Annotated in this window: 12 protein-coding genes; 6 read left to right on the plus strand and 6 right to left on the minus strand. The window is 40.8% G+C overall.

Going from position 1 to position 18,719, the window contains the following annotated elements; all coding sequences use genetic code 11:
• Positions 1-171 precede the first annotated feature (171 nt).
• The 3 genes from thiO to QUB80_RS07430 all read left to right on the plus strand — a co-directional run bounded on the left by thiO (position 172) and on the right by QUB80_RS07430 (position 4,981).
• Positions 172-2,136, plus strand: coding sequence for a glycine oxidase ThiO (gene thiO, locus QUB80_RS07420; RefSeq protein ID WP_289788867.1), 1,965 nt, complete (start codon positions 172-174; stop codon positions 2,134-2,136).
• 223 nt (positions 2,137-2,359) lie between these two features.
• Positions 2,360-2,539: a photosystem II assembly protein Psb34 gene (gene psb34, locus QUB80_RS07425; RefSeq protein ID WP_289788868.1), complete on the plus strand. Its 180-nt coding sequence runs from the start codon at positions 2,360-2,362 to the stop codon at positions 2,537-2,539.
• Between the two features lie 258 nt (positions 2,540-2,797).
• Positions 2,798-4,981, plus strand: coding sequence for a tetratricopeptide repeat protein (locus QUB80_RS07430; RefSeq protein ID WP_289788869.1), 2,184 nt, complete (start codon positions 2,798-2,800; stop codon positions 4,979-4,981).
• 225 nt (positions 4,982-5,206) lie between these two features.
• Here the strand turns inward: QUB80_RS07430 and QUB80_RS07435 are convergent, their stop codons facing one another.
• Positions 5,207-8,800: a response regulator gene (locus tag QUB80_RS07435; protein WP_289788870.1), complete on the minus strand. Its 3,594-nt coding sequence runs from the start codon at positions 8,798-8,800 to the stop codon at positions 5,207-5,209.
• A gap of 613 nt (positions 8,801-9,413) precedes the next feature.
• Between QUB80_RS07435 and QUB80_RS07440 the strand changes: the two genes are divergently transcribed.
• Positions 9,414-10,022, plus strand: a complete 609-nt coding sequence (locus QUB80_RS07440; RefSeq protein ID WP_289788871.1) for a GNAT family N-acetyltransferase — start codon at positions 9,414-9,416, stop codon at positions 10,020-10,022.
• A gap of 769 nt (positions 10,023-10,791) precedes the next feature.
• Positions 10,792-11,346: a hypothetical protein gene (locus QUB80_RS07445; protein ID WP_289788872.1), complete on the plus strand. Its 555-nt coding sequence runs from the start codon at positions 10,792-10,794 to the stop codon at positions 11,344-11,346.
• 8 nt (positions 11,347-11,354) lie between these two features.
• On the opposite strand, the gene QUB80_RS07450 is transcribed toward QUB80_RS07445, so the two are convergent.
• From QUB80_RS07450 to gorA, 4 genes are all read right to left on the minus strand, one after another.
• Positions 11,355-12,503 (minus strand): histidinol-phosphate transaminase, encoded by a 1,149-nt coding sequence (locus tag QUB80_RS07450; RefSeq protein ID WP_289788873.1) that lies wholly within the window; start codon positions 12,501-12,503, stop codon positions 11,355-11,357.
• Positions 12,504-12,571: 68 nt separating this feature from the next.
• On the minus strand, positions 12,572-13,210 hold the full coding sequence (locus QUB80_RS07455) for a YqiA/YcfP family alpha/beta fold hydrolase (protein ID WP_289788874.1): 639 nt from the start codon (positions 13,208-13,210) through the stop codon (positions 12,572-12,574).
• 90 nt (positions 13,211-13,300) lie between these two features.
• Positions 13,301-14,680 (minus strand): glutathione-disulfide reductase, encoded by a 1,380-nt coding sequence (gene gor, locus QUB80_RS07460; protein WP_289788875.1) that lies wholly within the window; start codon positions 14,678-14,680, stop codon positions 13,301-13,303.
• A 33-nt stretch (positions 14,681-14,713) separates the two neighbouring features.
• Entirely contained in the window at positions 14,714-16,063 is a 1,350-nt protein-coding gene (gorA, locus tag QUB80_RS07465) for a glutathione-disulfide reductase (protein WP_289788876.1), read from the minus strand.
• A gap of 681 nt (positions 16,064-16,744) precedes the next feature.
• Between gorA and QUB80_RS07470 the strand changes: the two genes are divergently transcribed.
• Positions 16,745-17,491 (plus strand): hypothetical protein, encoded by a 747-nt coding sequence (locus QUB80_RS07470; protein WP_289788877.1) that lies wholly within the window; start codon positions 16,745-16,747, stop codon positions 17,489-17,491.
• Positions 17,492-17,539: 48 nt separating this feature from the next.
• On the opposite strand, the gene QUB80_RS07475 is transcribed toward QUB80_RS07470, so the two are convergent.
• On the minus strand, positions 17,540-18,682 hold the full coding sequence (locus tag QUB80_RS07475) for a quinone-dependent dihydroorotate dehydrogenase (RefSeq protein ID WP_289789096.1): 1,143 nt from the start codon (positions 18,680-18,682) through the stop codon (positions 17,540-17,542).
• Positions 18,683-18,719 lie beyond the last annotated feature (37 nt).

An 18,719-nucleotide genomic window follows, 5' to 3' on the forward strand; every position in this document is an offset into this window, starting at 1 on the left:
TAGGAGTTATTTAGTCAAAAGTCCATAGTCAGCAGTAAAAACCATCACTAGTGACTCTTGACTATTTAACTTTTTTGTGGGTGCTTTGAACGAGATAATTGTGTTTGCCCTACCACTGAAATCAGAAATTTCATCACCCCTACTAACTCTTGACAATTAACTACATGAATAATGAATAAAGATGTTTTGATTATTGGTGGCGGCATTATAAGTTTAGCCATCGCTGTTGAACTGAAACTGCGCGGAGCAAAAGTTACCATCTTAAGCCGCGACTTTCAATCTGCCGCTACTCATGCCGCAGCCGGAATGCTAGCACCAGATACCGAAAAAATTACCCATCCAGCAATGCAACAATTGTGCTGGCGATCGCGTTCTATTTATGCCAACTGGACGCAGAAACTAGAACAAATCACTGGTTTAAACACTGGTTACTGGCCTTGTGGAAGTTTAGCACCAGTTTTGGAAGAGGACGTGGGGAATGCAGATGAAAGTTTCTTTGCGTCTTCTAAGACTGCTTATTGGTTAAACAAAGAAACAATTAACCAATATCAGTCAGGGTTGGGTGAAGAAGTAATCGGTGGTTGGTGGTACCCCGAAGATGCCCAAGTAGATAATCGTGCTTTAGCAAAAGCTCTACTGAGTTCAGTACGCTCGTTAGGCATAGAGTTGAAAGAAGGAACGACAGTAGAGGGACTTCAGCAGCAGCAAGGACAGGTTGTGGGCGTACAAACCAATGCTGGAGTGTTGCGTGCTGAAAACTATATCTTAGCCGCAGGTGCTTGGTCAAATCAATTATTTCCCCTACCAGTGCGCCCAAAAAAAGGACAAATGCTAAGTGTGCGAGTGCCAGAATATGTGACAGAATTGCCTTTGACACGTATTTTGTTTGGTGATGATATTTACATTGTGCCTAGACGCGATCGCCGCATTATTATTGGTGCTACTAACGAAGATGTCGGCTTTACGCCCTACAATACACCAATCGGAATTCAAACCTTACTCCAACAAGCGATTCGATTATATCCCCAAATCCAGCATTATCCAATTGAAGAATTATGGTGGGGATTTCGCCCTGCTACTCCTGATGAATTACCAATACTGGGAAGTAGTAATTGTAAAAATTTAACTTTGGCAACTGGCCATTATCGCAATGGTATTCTTCTAGCACCCATCACGGCGGAATTGATTGCCGATTTGATTGAGGAACAAAAATCCGCCGATCCTCTACTTTATCACTTTCACTATTCGCGTTTTCAGACTCAGTCATCTACCCCCAGCCAAATGCTTACACTCTCCAATAGTCACTTACCATCACAGTTAGTTACTAATTCGCTTCCCATTCAAGATTCTCCACTTGTCATTGCTGGCAAATCTTTTACCTCTCGCTTAATGACAGGCACGGGGAAATATCGTAGTATTGAGGAAATGCAGCAAAGTGTCGTGGAGAGCGGCTGTCAAATAGTTACTGTTGCTGTCAGACGTGTGCAAACCAACGCTCCCGGACATGAAGGTTTAGCTGAAGCACTAGATTGGACTAAAATTTGGATGCTGCCAAACACTGCTGGCTGCAAAACAGCAGATGAGGCAATCAGAGTTGCCCGTTTGGGAAGAGAAATGGCAAAACTCCTTGGGCAAGAAGATAACAATTTTGTCAAATTAGAAGTAATTCCCGACTCTAAGTATTTACTGCCAGATCCAATTGGCACTCTCCAAGCCGCAGAACAGTTAGTCAAAGAAGGCTTTGCCGTTCTACCTTATATCAACGCCGATCCCATACTGGCAAAGCACTTGGAAGAAGTAGGCTGCGCTACTGTCATGCCCCTAGCAGCGCCCATCGGTTCCGGGCAAGGGCTAAAAACTGCGGCTAACATTCAAATCATCATCGAGAATGCTAACTTACCCGTAGTAGTAGATGCCGGGATTGGAGCGCCATCAGAAGCAGCCCAAGCGATGGAAATGGGCGCAGATGCATTATTAATTAATAGCGCGATCGCCTTAGCTAAAAACGCACCCGCAATGGCACGTGCAATGAATATGGCAGCGATCGCAGGTCGTTTAGCATATCTTGCTGGTAGAATGCCAACAAAAGATTATGCCAGCCCTTCCTCACCTATGACTGGCACTGTCACGAATTAGGGACTTGGGATTTGGGAGTTGGGGATTAGGTTCTGGGGATTTTAGATTTCTCGTTACCCGGCTGAACCCGGTAACGAAGGTTTGTGGACTGCCGCCTCCAGGCATATCCTCTCCTTTTCCTCTTCTAGCCCCTAAACTTTTGTAACGAATTATCTCTGATGGGTGAGAGTATATGTTGCATTTATGTAACATTAAAAAAATGAGAAGAGTAAGGAATTGATTCATGCCCTATACGACTGAAGAAGGCGGCCGTTTAAATAATTTTGCGCGTGAACCTAAAGTTTATCAAGCAGAACCTCCTACGTCACAGCAAAAGCGCAATTATATCTTTTTAGGAATTGCCGCAATGGTTCTGGTTGGTGGTTTAGTTTTCGTTGCCTTCTCTGTTTCTAATCTTAGTTAGTAAAAGTTTTATTGATAAATTAATTGACATTACATCTATCCTGTCAGGTTCCAAACTTTATCGGAACCTGGTTTTTTATTTTTTACAATTGAAGTAGACAGAAGTATAGTTTTATACTTATTATTGATGCCAGAAATAATTAATTTATCCTGAACAGAATAACAATATATTTGCAAATCTTAGTCAAAATCAGAATTATAGACTGCTTGCATATGCCCCCAAAGGGAATGTACACTGCATTTTGGCTCTTTAGCCGCCATGAGCGTGAATGAAACAGCACATTCAGATAAATTTGTATGGAATCGGCAAGTATACCATCGCCTAAAACTTGCCCTTAGCCTTGGTTTACGACGACAAATTTTTTTAGCAATATGTGATGATTTAAGCATAAGAAATCAAGTAGCGGCGCGTTTGCATTCAACTTTGGCTTATCCGGTTGGGCAAGTGCTATATCAGCCTTCAGAAATACAAGAAGCCAGTACACCAGCTTATCCGCGATTAGTCACTTTACGATTGAACTTAAGCGATCCTAACCCCATAGCTCAGATCAATCAATGGCTAGTTAATTATCCACCACCAATAGTAGGAGCATCAAAAGATAGTCCTGGACGATCGCTACCAATACCAGGCTTTCAGATTGTAGGTGTTGAGCAGCTAACTAAGCAACCAGTAGCAATACAGCGTTTATTTTTACATTATTTACGATTAACCGAACAGCATTTATCAAGTCCAGAATCAAGCCGTTTTTTAGAATCTAGTTTATTGTTGTGGGTGCCGCGCCCTTGGTTATATGCGATTCAGCAGTCAGCACCACAATTTTGGCGTTGCCGCACAGGTGTGTTTGTTTTTGCTGGAGAACCAACACCAACTGCTAATAATAGAAGTTCACCAGAACGTTTATCTAGTTATAAAAGTTTGGATTTGGGCAGTTTTGAGCAATCTGTTTTGGAAGAATCTCTCTTTGAGGTAGATTTTGACTTTCAGTCACAGCCACCAGTCGTCAATCATCAAGATAAAATCCCAGAAACTCCTGTAAGTAGATCAGAAATATTGATGCCAGAACCACCGCAGGAGGAGCTAACACATCAAATCAGTGTTAGTGAAACAAGCTCAGAGCCGAAATTTACACACATCAGTCAGGAATTAACGGAGTTAATACAAGCCACAATTAATAATACTGATCATGCGATCGCTCAAAATCGAGATGAAAGCATACAAGCGCAGCAACTTTTGGAAGAAATTGATGCATTACATTCAAAACAAGCTTTACCAGAGACAATTGCAGCAGCTTATCATCGCTTAGGAAATTTATATCGCCTGCGGCTCGAACAAGGGCAGGCAAACATAGAAAACATTATGGTAGCGATTCTTGCATATCAAGAGGCAATTACTCATGATGAAACCTCATCCCACGTTCCAGATATCTTAAATGATTTGGGAACACTGTACTGGATGTTGTACCGTACACCACCCAATTCTGAAGAAGGGCAATCTTATATAGAACAGGGAATTGAATTTTATCAGTTAGCTTTGAAGTTAATTTCGCCCGACACACACTCAGAAACTTACGCTCGCGTGCAAAATAATTTAGGGACAGCTTACGGTGACTTGGCACGTTTCAAGAATCCAGTCAAAAACTGGCAACAAGCGATCGCAGCTTATACTGAAGTAGTACGCTTCCGTACCAACAATATGGAACCATTGAAGTATGCTGCCACTCAAAATAATTTGGGTACTGCTTATTGGCATTTAGCGCAACATACTCAATCGGCAGAAAACTTGCACAAAGCGATCGCGGCTTACAGTCTTGCCCTAAATTACTATCACCCAGAACAGGAACCGCTCAAATATGGCATGATCCAAAACAATATCGGTACTGCCCACTGGAATTTAGCACAATACGATCATCCAACAGAAAATTTGCGACTGGCGGTGAAAGCATATGGGGAGGCGTTAAAATATCGCACTCCTGCTAATGTTCCTACTGCCTGTGCCGCTACGCAAAATAATCTTGGTACTGCTTACTGGAACTTAGCAAACCAATCGCAAACAACAAAAGAAGAACGGCAAAAATTCCTCAAACTTTGCATTAAAGCCTATGAAGAATGCATTGCTATTGCTAATTCACTCAGCGAAGATAGTTTGAGCTTCGATATATTCACCACTCACAATAATTTAGGATTAGCTCATTATCAACTAGCATCCGATCAGTCTTTAAATATTGATAAAGCCTCTCGTTCTCGGCATTTAGAAGCGGCATTAGAAAATCATTTACAAGCTTTAAACAGATTAACTCATAAACAAGAATCTTATCAAACTACATTTACTTATATTGTCAAAACCATTCGCGCTTTTCATAATGAGTTAGGAATTAAAGGACAAAATCTTGCCTTATCAAAAGTTCCCGGTCATTTATTATCGGAAATTATGCCCAAGCTGTAAAACAGCCTGGAGGCGGCAGCCCACAAACCCTCGTTACCAGGTTCAAAGTGAAACATATCTTTTTGTAGAGACATGCCATGGCACGTCTCTACAAGATTTATATGTATTGTAATTAATGGGAAATGGTATAAGAACTCCGATTTATCGAAGAACTCGGGGCCCTATGTTTTTAATTTACTTATGTTGACTTAACTTAATAGTTGATTATTAATTACCAGTTTTTTATTAACCATTAACCACCAATTCTGGTGTCACAGCAAAAGTTAAAACTGTTTCATCTATTCCTTTTAGTTCTAATGGACTACCTTTAATAATTTCATCTTCTTGTAAATAATCTGCTACAGCAGCAGAAACAAGTATGGTACCAGCAACAGCAGCTTGTTGTAATCTAGCAGCAATATTAACACTAGGGCCTATGGCTGTATAATCAGCACGTTCGATACTACCAAACATACCTACCACTGCCGTACCTTGGTGAATGCCACAACGAAACTCTACACTTTTACGTTCGGTGGCATCGAAAATACCTTGCTCTCGCCAACGTTGGTTTAAATGCTCTAGCGATCGCAGCATTGCTCTAGCAGTATTAACAGCACGCCTTACTTGTTCATTTGGTGTTAGTTCTTCTGGTGCTCCAAACAAAGCTAAGATCGCATCTCCCATAAATTTATCCACACTACCACCATTATCAAATACTGCTCTCGTCATAGCTTCTAAATATTCATTTAGCAACTCGGCTACTCGCCGTGATCTTAGAGTATTTGCTAGCTGAGTAAAACCGACAATATCACTAAATAAGACTGTTATTAAACGTGGTTCTGGGCGTAAATCCAAAACTAAATCTCCAGCAGCAGCTTTTTTAACCAAAGCAGGTGGCAAAAAGCGCTTAAGTACAGATTCTGTCAAATAAGTATTTAACTCTACTACCTTTCGTTCGTTTTCCTTTAAAGCCAAGAGGTTTCGCACCTCTGCCAAAAGTTCGCGATCATTAAATGGTTTAGCTAAATAAGCATCTGCACCACGCTCTGCACCCTCAATACGAGTTTCTTCATCAATTTTCGCTGTCAGCAAAATGATTGGTGTTCCTTTCAACTTGTCTTCATTGCGGATCATCCGAATCATTTCCAAACCTGACACCACAGGCATCATTAAATCGCTAACAATTAAACTAGGCAAAATTTTCTTGGCAATCTGGAATCCTTCTGAGCCATTACGAGCTGTCTGCACTTGGTAGCCGCTATTACGTAAAATCCCAGATACATAAGTACGCAGATCTGGATTGTCATCTACAACTAGGATCGAGGAACCAGGGGTTAGAGGCTGGGTGCTAATGATTTGTTCTTCTCCAATCCCCTCTTCGATCAGTTCTAAATCTGCCAATTCCACAGCAGCACGACTGAGATTAACTTCCACAGAGGCTTCTAGTAACTGCTGTTGAGGAAGATGAGTACTACCGGGAATAAGCCAGATGCTAAAAATTGTACCTTCACCATAAACTGATTCCACGGTGACTTTACCGCCGTGAATTTCCACCAGTTCCTTGACTAAAGCTAAACCCAAACCGGTACCTTCATAGGAACGGCTTTCTGAGCCTTCAGCTTGGCGGAAGCGTTCAAATAAAAGAGGTATTTGTTCTTTAAGAATACCGATACCGGTATCTTGAACTTGTAATAGACAATTTTCACCTTGAGGCTGCACTTTAATAGTAATAATGCCGCCTTCGGGAGTAAATTTCATCGCATTGGACAGGAGATTGTAAACTACCTTATCGAATTTTTCCATGTCCAAGTAAACTTCAGGACATTTAGCCATTTCAGTAACTAAATGCAATCCCTTTTTCTGGCAGTAAGGACGAAACGACTCGACAATTGAATTAACAAATTCAAGTAAATCGCAAGGACGAAAACTAGGCTGCATTCGCCCTGCATCTAAGCGTTGTAGATCGAGAAGTTGGTTAACCAGTCGCAGCAGACGGCGGGAGTTGCGCAGAGCAATCGCACTTTGTTCGTAAGATAATCCCTCCTTTGAAACTACAGCAGATTCTAATGGCCCTTGAATTAAGGTAATAGGTGTACGAAATTCGTGGGAGATATTTTGAAAAAATTCGGTTTTTTGTTTGTCTAACTCCAGCAAACGTTCAGCTTGTTCGCGAGTTTTTTGGTACAAGTGAGACTGCTGTACTGCGATCGCCGCTTGTGCTGCTACGGCTTTGGCTAACTCAATCTCAAACGGCAGCCATTGTCGCACACTATTACTTTCACGCAACGTAATACTACCTATAGTTTTGCCATCAGCAAGCAAAGGAACTACCATCAGCGATCGCGCTGGCAATCGCAAAGGCAAATCGGCTCCCTTAATTTGCGGAGGACATTGCCCCATATCACCAATTACCACTGGCTGTTGTGTCCGCAACATTTCTTGTAGGATTGGATTCTCTTTTATAGGTGTTTGTGATAAGGGTAAACTCTGATTGTCAGCATAGTCGGTATGCTTTAAATTTTCTGTGTCCGAATTTTTATAACTGTCGTATAAGCCTACACAGTGAACAAACTCATCTTCTTGTGTCCACAAAGACAATACACAACCGTCAACTTGTAAAGCTTGTCCTAATTGATGAGTGATAGCTGCAAAGATATCTTGTGGATCTAAACTAGAGCGAATAGCACTAGTAATCGTATTAATCAAGGCTTCACGTTGAGCAAGAGCACGTACTTGCTCATAAGCATAAGCTTGAGATAAAGCCAAGGCTGCTTGATCTGCTACCATCATCACCAACTGCACCTCGTCTTCACTCCAAGCACGGGGCTGGTTACACTGATGCAGTGCTAGCACCGCCATCAGTTCTTGTCGGCAAATCAGCGGCAATACCAAACTAGAACAAATATTAGCTTCAGCAAAAGCAGCAGCACGATCTTGGAGTTCGGGAGTTTCACCTTGGATGCGTTCATCGCTGGCAATATCTTGAATTACCTGTACTTCGCGCGTTTCCCAAACTGTCTGTGCCAAAGAGGAGTGGGAGAGGGGGGCAAGGGGTGAGAAGTCAACATTCTCCACGGTAGCCTCCTCAACAGCAGGAACTTCCACACGGGGCTGCCTTTGCTGTTCTGTTTTCTGAGCACCTGTCCACACTCCAAGGGAAGCCGCCCAAAGGGGATCTGCTATAGGGGCAAACTCTGAACGCGGCTGATGCTCCCACTGTTCTATTGTTTGAGAAAGTCTTTTTTGGTAAATAAATCTTTCATCTACCAATCGATTATCTTGAAATGGACGTAAGAGGCAGACATCTACCTCCAACATATGGCCTACAGTATCCACAATTGTTTGTAGAATTTGCCGATAATCTAAGGCACCACGAATCGTATTGGTGACGGTATTTAGCAGCGATTCCTGACGAAGTGTACGGGTTAGTTCACGAGTACGGGCTTTAAGAACATTATGAGTATCCAAAGCTTGACGTACCACCGCTTTAAGTTCTTCTGCCTCCCACGGTTTGGTGACATATTTGAATACTTTACCAGAATTGATCGCTTCTACCAGATCTTCGACATCGGTGTAGCCAGTTAAGATGATGCGAATAATGTCTGGATACTGAGTTGCTGTTAAACTCAAAAATTCAGTACCACTCATCATCGGCATTCGCTGATCGGAGATGATTACTGATACATCTCCCTCTTGCGAAAGTAGATCCAATGCTGCGGGGCCAGAACCGGCCCTCAACACCTTATAATCGCGATAAAAGGTGCGGTACAGCAAGTCAAGGTTGTCTGGTTCGTCATCGACAACCAAAATTTTAGGCTTATAGTTTGCTTGGGATTTCATGCACCGCTTTCCTGCTGCAAAGGCAGTCGGATAAACAATAATCTGATCAGGTAAGGATGAGACTGAGTCAGGTAAGAGCAGAGCATTTTGACTTTATGAGCTGTTTGCTGACAAGATTGCTGACTGGAAGAGGTTTGCTCACAACTATTTACCTCTGATGACAACTATTTGATACCATGTGCATTGCTCCAATTTGGTTTCAATATCCGGTTGAAGTTATATATGCTACATACTAAGTTTTCCCGTCATAGCGCCGACACTAACACTTACAGGTAAATTTTATTTATGTATGTTTTTGTCAAAGCACAAACTTTATAATCATAAGCCCAAAAAGTAAGTATAATATTTGACCAAATTAATATTAAAATTTAGTTATCAGCAGCATCACCAAGACAAGTGGCAGCTAGGTAGGGAATGTTAAATGAGGGATGATAAATGAGAGACTAGTTACTACCACTCCTAGTCTCTGGCAGTTAGATTATGCTTCAACTAGTCCCTAATTCTTAAAACTAAGTTCAACAAATTAAACTGTTTCAGTTTTTCACATAAGTTGAATGGTGTTTTAGGATATTGGAAAGGATTGTTGTTCAATCAATTCAACACGAAACTAACCTTGACATCCTGGTTTTTAGATCCATTCCACAAAGAACCGCTCGTTATAGCCGCCGATCAAGCTTCCTGCCATTTCCAAATCCGTGCGGCTACAGCTGCTGATTTGATCGGTGTTGCTCAAATTATTGCCGAAAGCTTTCACTCCCAAAAAGGTTTCTGGGGGTGGGCTTTCCCACTACTACGTTTGGGTATTTACGAAGATTTAAGACATCGCTTGGCATCAGCAGCACCCCATCATATGTGTTTGGTTGCGGTTGAGACTACTGCTGGTCTAGCTGATAACTTAGTTGGTACCGTAGAGTTAGGTGTGCGATTTAATGATGCTTGGACAGAGGTTGGCAGGAATTTTCCTTACCTATCTAATTTAGCCGTTCACCCCAAATATCGCAGGCAAGGTGCTGCTTCACAGCTGCTTATAGCCAGTGAAAAAATAGTTCGAGAATGGGGGTTTGAAGAACTATATCTCCACGTTTTGGAAAATAACTATCAGGCACGTCAGCTTTATTTCAAGCAGGGGTATCGAGTACACAAGGTTGAACCTAACTGGAATATATTCTTTTTTAAGCGATCGCAACAAATATTATTACACAAACATCTTTTAGTTGATTAAATTAGCTGTTTATTAGCTTTTGTATCCTCAACACCAACTTTGACACTAACTTAGTCAAGAAACTTATATAAATTTAGCTAATCGTTGAAAATTTTCATCTGGTTGAGCTTCTAGCCTGTTATAACCAAATTCAATTACTTTTCAACTAATTTCTACTTTGGCATTTTACACGCCAATATACTAAATTAGTTAAGATTGATGTATATATAACTTTATGGTTATTAAACAAAATTTTGATAAATGTACTAAGTTATTGAGTAATTAATTGTAAAGTTGCAAAAGTTCTTTTTTTGCTTTTGCTGACAATAATTTTATCTAAACTTTGAACTATATATACATTTATTAATATATTCCCAAAAAAGTAAATATATTATTAGAAGGTTAGAAAAAATTTGTTTTTGATTTAAGCTTTAATGATGTGAAAAATGTTTATGTATACAAATATAAGTATTTTTGATATTAAAACCGATGATATTTACCATAACAGTAAAAATACTATTGATAGTTATTAAAGTCCTCATAATATCTTTGTAACTTATATATTCATCTTTATAAAAACTTTAATAAAATACACTTATGCTAGCAGACAAATCAATTTAAATCTCATAAAATTATGGTTACTCAATGACTGGACAGAGCCTATATTATTTTTTATCTTAGTTCAGTTGACTTTAAAAGTTGATAATTAAGATAAGAAAAAAGCTTTAATTAAATAACAATCTATTTTAAGTGCAAGCAATTATCAAATTCATTTTCTTTTTGGGAAAAGATGGATAGCGAAAAGCGCCGACGCTATCAGACTGCTATGGTATCTACCTATTACCCTGACAGAAGTTTCCTTGACTATATCGTCATGCCAGATGGGGCTGAACGATCCTATGGCTCGGATATCCTCAAAAAGCTATTAAGCGGAAAAGTATTCGTGATCAACAGTCGAAAACGAAATGGATTAATACTTTTTAAACAGTATCATGCTGAGTTTGCAGGGCCGGGAGCAGCAGTAGGTGGCGATTATGATCGTGATTGTCAAGGGGCGCTGCCGATAGGAAATCTGTCTTTATTGCCTCCTGAAACTAATGAAGAGCGACAAAAAGCTTACTTAATTAGGCGGCAGTGGATTCGCTTGATCAAGCAAATTACGGAAAACCAAGTTCCCCAACAGCGAGTTCAAAAGATCCTCGATCAATTTGAACAATATTTTCCCCCTGAGGTTGTGGCTTTATTACCAGATGAGGCTTTTGCTCTTTTAGTAGGTGTCTTGCCACAAACTGTGGCAGTGGTGCGCCGCTTGGGCAGCGAGGTAGATAACAGATTTTATTACTAAATTAACAGTTATAATTTGAGATTTGCTAGAGCAACTTGCAAGTTATTCAAAGTGCGGGTGTTTTCGTCAGGAGTTCCAATAGTAATTCTCAATCCACCATAAATTTCTCGTACAAGAGTACCATTAGCTTTAAGTTGTTGATTCAGTGCTTTTAATGTGGTGTCTTGTGTTTGAGAAGCAGTTGGTTTCAAACGTAAATAGATGAAGTTAGTCGCACTGTCCCAAACTTGCAGTTCTGGTTGCTGTGATAAAGTTTCAATTAGTTTGGCTCGTTCCTTTAAAGTTTGCGACACTGAATCTAGCAACAGTTTACGGTTATGTAAAGCAACTAATGCCCCAGCCATTGAGATACTGGGAAGATTGTAGGGTAGGCGAATCTTTTCTAATATTGCAATTAGCTCAGGATGGGCAACGCAATAACCAACGCGCATAGCGGCTAACCGGAAAGCCTTAGAAAATGTACGCAATACTACCCAGTTAGAGCGCTGTAACAATTCATTGACTACGGTAATTTGACTAAATTCAAAATAAGCTTCGTCAATTACCACTAAAATTTGCTCTGGCAAACTTTTTAACCATGCTATTTCTGTTGCGGTTAAAGCATTGGCGGTAGGGGAATTGGGATGAACTACAAAAACTGCCCGGATAGGAGGATTGTGAGTTTGCTCTATGGCTGCTTGTGCTGCTTCTAAATTAATTTCAAAATTCGTTTCATTTCTGTTCACCTCTACGACTGAAATTCCCAAAGTTTTCGCCAAAATCGCATACATAGAAAAAGTGGGATTAGCAACGAGAATAGAACCTTCTCCTAGACAAGTGGCAATTAATAACGAACGGATCAGCTCATCTGAACCATTCCCAACGGAAATATTAGTAGTAGTAAAAATAGGTGAGGATAAGTCTGCTGATTCGTTAACATACTCAGCGATCGCGCTTTTTAGTTCTTCATGAGCGCCATCGGGATAACGATTTGTCTCTATTACCTGCTGATATGTCCATGCCAGCTTTTCTTTTAACTCAAAAGGCAAATCATAAGGACTTTCATTAGTATCTAGACGATCAACCTGAGTTGCTGAGACTGGTTGGGCTGTATCGCTCCCAGGGTGGGGTTTATAAGCAGTAAATAGAGCTAAATCTGAGCGGATGAATGGCAGCATAATTTAGTCAATGGTCGATGGTCATTAGTTAAAGGACTAATGACTCAGAACTAGATATTATACAACTTTTAAGGTAGCTGGCAAAACTGTCTAATTGCTTGCCAAATTTCTGCCATGACATTACCTAAAGCGTGATCGCTGTCAATTTCCACTAACTTTACCCAGGGACGAAGTTTCGTAAAATCGTAACTGGCTTGAATTGGAATAACTTCATCATTTTTTCCGTGCAAAATCAGGGTGGGAATAGGACGTTGTAAATTTTCTTCTTTGTATTGAACAGCATCTGTTATGAAATCATAACTTAGAGGTAGGGATTTTTCCTCCCCATAGTGATAAACCATTAAATATTTTTCTTGCTGCCAACGTTGGATTTTTTCATCTCCTAAAGTTGGTAACCAATGGGATAAAAATCCAAAAGCTGGTGCTAACAAAACAAGTTTTTCTACTTGTAAATATTTTTGCCCTAAGTGGGCAGCAGTTAAGCCACCTAAACTTGAACCAATGAGAGTTACTGGTGTCTTTTGGCAAAATTCTGCGGCGACTTGATTGATTTGCCGCGTAATTGTGAGATGAGAAAAATTCCCAAAATTCAAATCAGGAATTTGCAACTTGATATTGCATTCTGCAAAGCGATCGCTTATGTACTGAGCTTTGGCAGAATGAGGACTGGATGCAAAGCCATGAAGGTAAATATATTCACTAGACATTCAGCTTTTCTTAGTCAGATCATCCTTAATCATTAGTCATTTATCATTGGTGACTGACAAATGACTAATGACTAATATTACAAATAACAATCAACGCATTGTGACAAATTCTTCTGCTGCTGTGGGGTGAATACCGACAGTCGCGTCAAAATCCTTTTTAGTTGCACCCATTTTCACAGCGATCGCGACACCTTGAATGATCTCAGCTGAATTTTCTCCTACCATGTGAGCGCCCAGTACTTTGTCGGTGTTGGCATCGACTATCAACTTCATCATTGTTCTTTCTTCAGCGTCAGTCAAGCTATGAAACAACGGTCGAAAGCGAGCGCGATATACTGTTACTGCATCATCTCCGAATTTTTGACGTGCTTCGGCTTCCGTCAAACCGACTGTAGCAGCTTCAGGTGTGGAGAATACGGCGGTTGCCACATCTTCGTGACTAAATACACGACGGTTATTACCGTATTCACTATCTGCAAAAGCACGTCCCTCACCGATTGCAACCGGAGTTAAATTTATCCTGTCTGTAACATCGCCAACAGCAAAGATATTTTCCTGAGAAGTTTGGCTATATTCGTTGACAGCGATCGCATTCATCGTACTGTACCCTGGCCCTTCGATAGAACTGGGTACTAGTTCAACTCCTGCATTTTCCAAGCCTAATCCCTCGACATTGGGAATGCGGCCTGTTGCTACCAAAAATACATCAGCGATGACTGGTTCTGTATTATCTCCAGATAAATTTAGCTTCAGTCCTTCTGGCACTTTTTCAACTGTTTCCACCACTGTATTTTGAATAATTTTAATTCCGTGGTTAGTCATTCCTTCTTGGATGTTGGTGCGAATATCTTCATCAAAACCCTTTAGTATCAGTTCTTTACGGATAATTTGGGTAACTTCACATCCCAAACCACGCATAATACAGGTAAATTCAGTACCAATATAACCAGCACCAATTACAGCGATGTGTTTTGGTTTTTCTTTGAGGTGAAACATTTCGTTGGAGGTAATACCGTATTCCATCCCCGGTAACTCTGGTTTTACGGGACGCCCCCCAACAGCAATTAAAATTTTATCTGCTGTAACTTTGCGTCCATCAACTTCTACAGTGTGCGGATCCACCAAAGTTGCGCGACTGGGAATCAGTTCTACTCCTGCTTTTTCTAAGTAGGTAATATGCAGGTGCGAGAGTCTTCTAACTTCCTTATCTATAGCTGTAATTAAATATTCCCAATCTAACTCGGCTTCACCTACTTTCCAACCGTAGCCTGCGGCGTCGTGAAATAACGCGGGAAAGTGGGAGCTATAAACCATGAGTTTTTTGGGAATACAGCCACGGATGACACAAGTACCGCCAACTAAATCTTGCTCGGCGATCGCTACTTTTGCTCCATAGCTGGCAGCACGTTTGGAAGCCGCTAAACCTCCAGAACCAGCACCAATGACAAACAGGTCGTAATCGTATGTCATAAATTATTATTTTTTGTAATTCCAGCCCTTAATTTAATTTAACGTTAGGAATTCCTCTGCTGTAGTTGGGTGGATGCCAATTGTATCATCTAGGTCTGGCTTGGTAATACCTTTGCAAATTGCGACAGCGAGGCATTGGATGATATCTGCGGCATTTTCACCAACCATGTGAGCGCCTAATATCTGCTCTGATTCACCCTCTACAACTAATTTGAGCATTGCTTGCTCATCTTGGTTGCCCAACTTAAACAATAAAGGTTGAAAGCGATCGCGGTAGATTTTTACAGATTTACCAAATTTTTCCCGTGCTTTGGCTTCAGTCATTCCCACACTTGCTGCTTGCGGACGGGTAAAAACGGCAGAAGGCACAAAATCGTAATTGAGTTTTTGTGGCTTTTTGCCAAAAACTATATTGGCAAAATTAACGCCTTCTGCTTTGGCAACAGGGGTTAATTGCAAACGGTTGGTACAATCACCAACAGCAAAAATATTTTCCTGGGTAGTACGATGATCTTCATCAACTTGGATTTCACCTTTGTTGCCAACTGTTACTCCAGCATTTTCCAAGCCAAGATTTTTAGTATTCGGAATACGACCTGTGGCAACTAAGATAGTATCTGCTGCTATTGTGATTGGGTTATTGCCAGCGATGGTTAACAACAAGCCTTCCTCACCACCATGTTTAATTTCTTCAGCACTACAGTTGGTGAAAAACTCAATACCCCGGTTTTTGAGACTCTGTTGAATGCCAGAGCGAATATCATCATCAAAACCCGATAGAATCATCTCATCTGTTTCAACAACCGTAACTTGGCAACCAAAAGCGTTCATCATACTGGCAAATTCTATACCTATGTAGCCACCGCCAATAATTGCCAACCGTTCTGGTAAATACGGTAGGTTAAACATTTCGCGGGAAGTAATGCTGTATTCGATTCCAGGGATAGGCGATTGCATTGGACGTGCGCCAACAGCAATTAAAATTTTGTCAACTGTAAATTTGCGATCATCAATATTTATGGTATGAGCATCAATGAAAGTAGCATGACCGCGAATTAAATCAATTTCGGCTTTTTGCACCTGCTCAAAATATGAGTAATTAATACTTTCTATCTGTTGGTGTACTGAATGAATAAAACGCGTCCAGTCGAAGTTTCTTTGACATTCACTCCAACCGTAACCGTGTGCCATCTGATTTTGAAAAGCGAAGTCTGCGGCGTGTACTATAAACTTTTTTGGAACACAACCGCGATTTACACAAGTACCACCGAGGGCTTCTTGTTCGGCAATGGCAACACGCACGCCAAAAGAGGCTGCTTTTTTTGCTGCTGCTAGTCCAGCTGGGCCAGCACCTATTACAAATAAGTCATAATCAAATGTCATGGCTGTTAAGAAGTATGAAGAGCTTTTGTCTTCATCTTCACTGTTTCCAGGGATGAGAGCATCTATCTTGCATATTGAATTTTGCTATTAGAGGCAATTCATACTAGAGGTATAGATGTTAGTGGAGGATTCTTCTATGACTTAATCTCCCCACTTACCAAGCGATTCTCATCAAAGTCTGATTCAGTTATTTCTATAGATTCTTTAGACTCAAGCCATGTAAATTAAAGTGACAGGGCGATCGCTTTGCTATCTTCCCGCTTAATAAGAAGTTCCTTCATCCATAACAAGCATCTTGTCTAACTACTATAAGTTCCAGTCATAAGCCACGATGCAGCTGTGCCACCAAAGCTATAGTTGAACTAAAACTATCCTTGGCAGTGATACCCAAGTTGCGGAAGTCGGCTGCAAAACCAAGAATCATGTAGTTGTTCTCTGCCTTTTTTTGCCTTTTTGCCCAAGTCTGAACGCCAATTTTTGCCTGCTATTTATTTTTAGATCAAAATTTTTCATTTTTGCACCCCATTGCTAAGGATAGCCAGAGGTAGTTGCCTAGTACAACCATTAACATACATAGGTTTTGTCAAAAAAATTTGGCAAATAAACTAAAGCTACAAATATTTGCCTAAATTTTTGCCAAGATAATATCATTTCTTTAAGAGTCACTTGGCAAAAATCGGCATGAGTGAAAAATCAATAGAAGACTACGGCGAAGATTATGGCAAAAGTTATCTTATTCTGCTTTTGCCACTATCTTTTTTGATTATTTTTCTAGTTGCTACCTGGCGAATTTGGTTGGCGGCGATTCTACTGATATTGGGCTTCAATATTTGGCAGTTCTATCAATGGCAAAAGTGGTGTCTGCAAGTTAACCCGATGTTTAATCAGATAATTCGGGAAAACCAAGGCAGAATAACGCCTATGGATTTGGCAATTAAAGGCAATTTTGCGGGAGATGTGGCAAAACGCTACCTAGATGCAAAAGCTTCAGAATTTGGAGCCAACATTGTTACTTCTGAGGACGGTAACAAGGTATATCACTTTATCACTGTCAGTACTCTAGGTAGTATACTTGACAGTAGCGAACCAGTTAAAGAGCTTCTTCCTTCTCAACATGATACTCAACCTGTTGAAAATTGGTTAGCGCCACCGTCACCCAAATTTACAGAGGAAGAACTAGAAACAGAAACCGTACCTCAGGCAAATCTAGAGGAAATCAAAAAACCACTAGAAAAACAGCTGACTTTTGGTTCTTTGATCCAATCTGAATTGGCAAAACGGCTTAATGTTTATTCCAGTACAGTGTATAAACGACGAGACGATCCAGACTTTTCTGAATGGAGTCGTAGCAGAGATCCGGATGGTGTTGCTTGGGTATATTCTCCAGAAACGAAGGAGTTTTTTCCTATGGAAGAAACTAAAAGTTAACAGGCAAGCATACAAAAGGTAAAGGAAACAGCCTAGTTAATTCTGTTTCTAATCTTTACTTTTTACTTCTAGTGCCACGGCTTCGGAGATGGAATTTAATCCAGTTTTTTCTAACTTTGCAAGCAAGCCTTCGAGAATACGGCGTACTATCATTGGGCCAGAGTAAATCCAGCCTGTGTAGACTTGGATGAGGCAAGCACCAGCAGTTATTTTCTCCCAAGCGTCTTCTGGGGTAAAAATACCACCAACGCCGATGATCGGCATTTTACCTTGAGTTTGCTGCCCAATAAATCGAATAATCTCCGTGGAGCGATCGCGTAACGGCGCACCACTAATTCCACCCGCTTCTGCTTGGGGAGATTTGCCTGTTTGAGTAATCATCTGTGTTTTCAAACCATCACGGCGAATGGTGGTATTGGTGGCGATTATCCCTGTTAAGTTGTAGGTTTCGACTAGGGAAATAATGTCAGCGATCGCTTCCCATTCCAAGTCAGGTGCAATCTTGACAAATATTGGCTTTTGTGCATGATTATCTTGTTGTAATGCCTCCAAGATAGAACTGAGCATGGCTGCATCTTGGAGCGATCGTAATCCTGGTGTGTTGGGAGAAGAAACGTTCACAACAAAGTAATCTCCCAATTCCTTCAACAAGCGAAAGCTATTGAGATAATCATTTTTCGCTTCTTCTAAGGGTGTTACCTTAGATTTGCCCAGGTTTATACCTATAGGTATTGAAGAGGATTGGTGCTGGTTGCACTCTGCTAAACGTGCTGCCATTGCTGCTGCACCGCTATTATTAAAGCCCATGCGATTGAGAGCAGCTAGATCTAAGGGCAAGCGAAATAAGCGGGGACGGGGATTGCCAGGCTGGGCATGAAAGGTTACAGTTCCCACTTCTGCAAAGCCAAAACCAAAACTTGGCCAAATTTTAGTGGCAACGCCATCCTTGTCAAATCCAGCAGCCAAGCCAACTGGATTAGAAAAATTTAACCCAAATAGTGTTTGTTCCAGACGGCGATCGCGCTTACACAACGATTGCTGCAAGCGTTTGTTTACCAAGCTAGCAGGTGGGTGATGATGATTATTTGCCAGCCACTGTAAACTCCTAATCGTTGAGGAGTGTAGCCACTCTGGATCTGCATTGAGGAGGTTAAATAAAATGGGACGAATCGCAACTTGATAGATATCCATTTCTTTGAGTGCCAACCCGCCCTACCTGATCAAATTT

Source organism: Chlorogloeopsis sp. ULAP01, assembly GCF_030381805.1.
GTDB lineage: Bacteria > Cyanobacteriota > Cyanobacteriia > Cyanobacteriales > Nostocaceae > Chlorogloeopsis.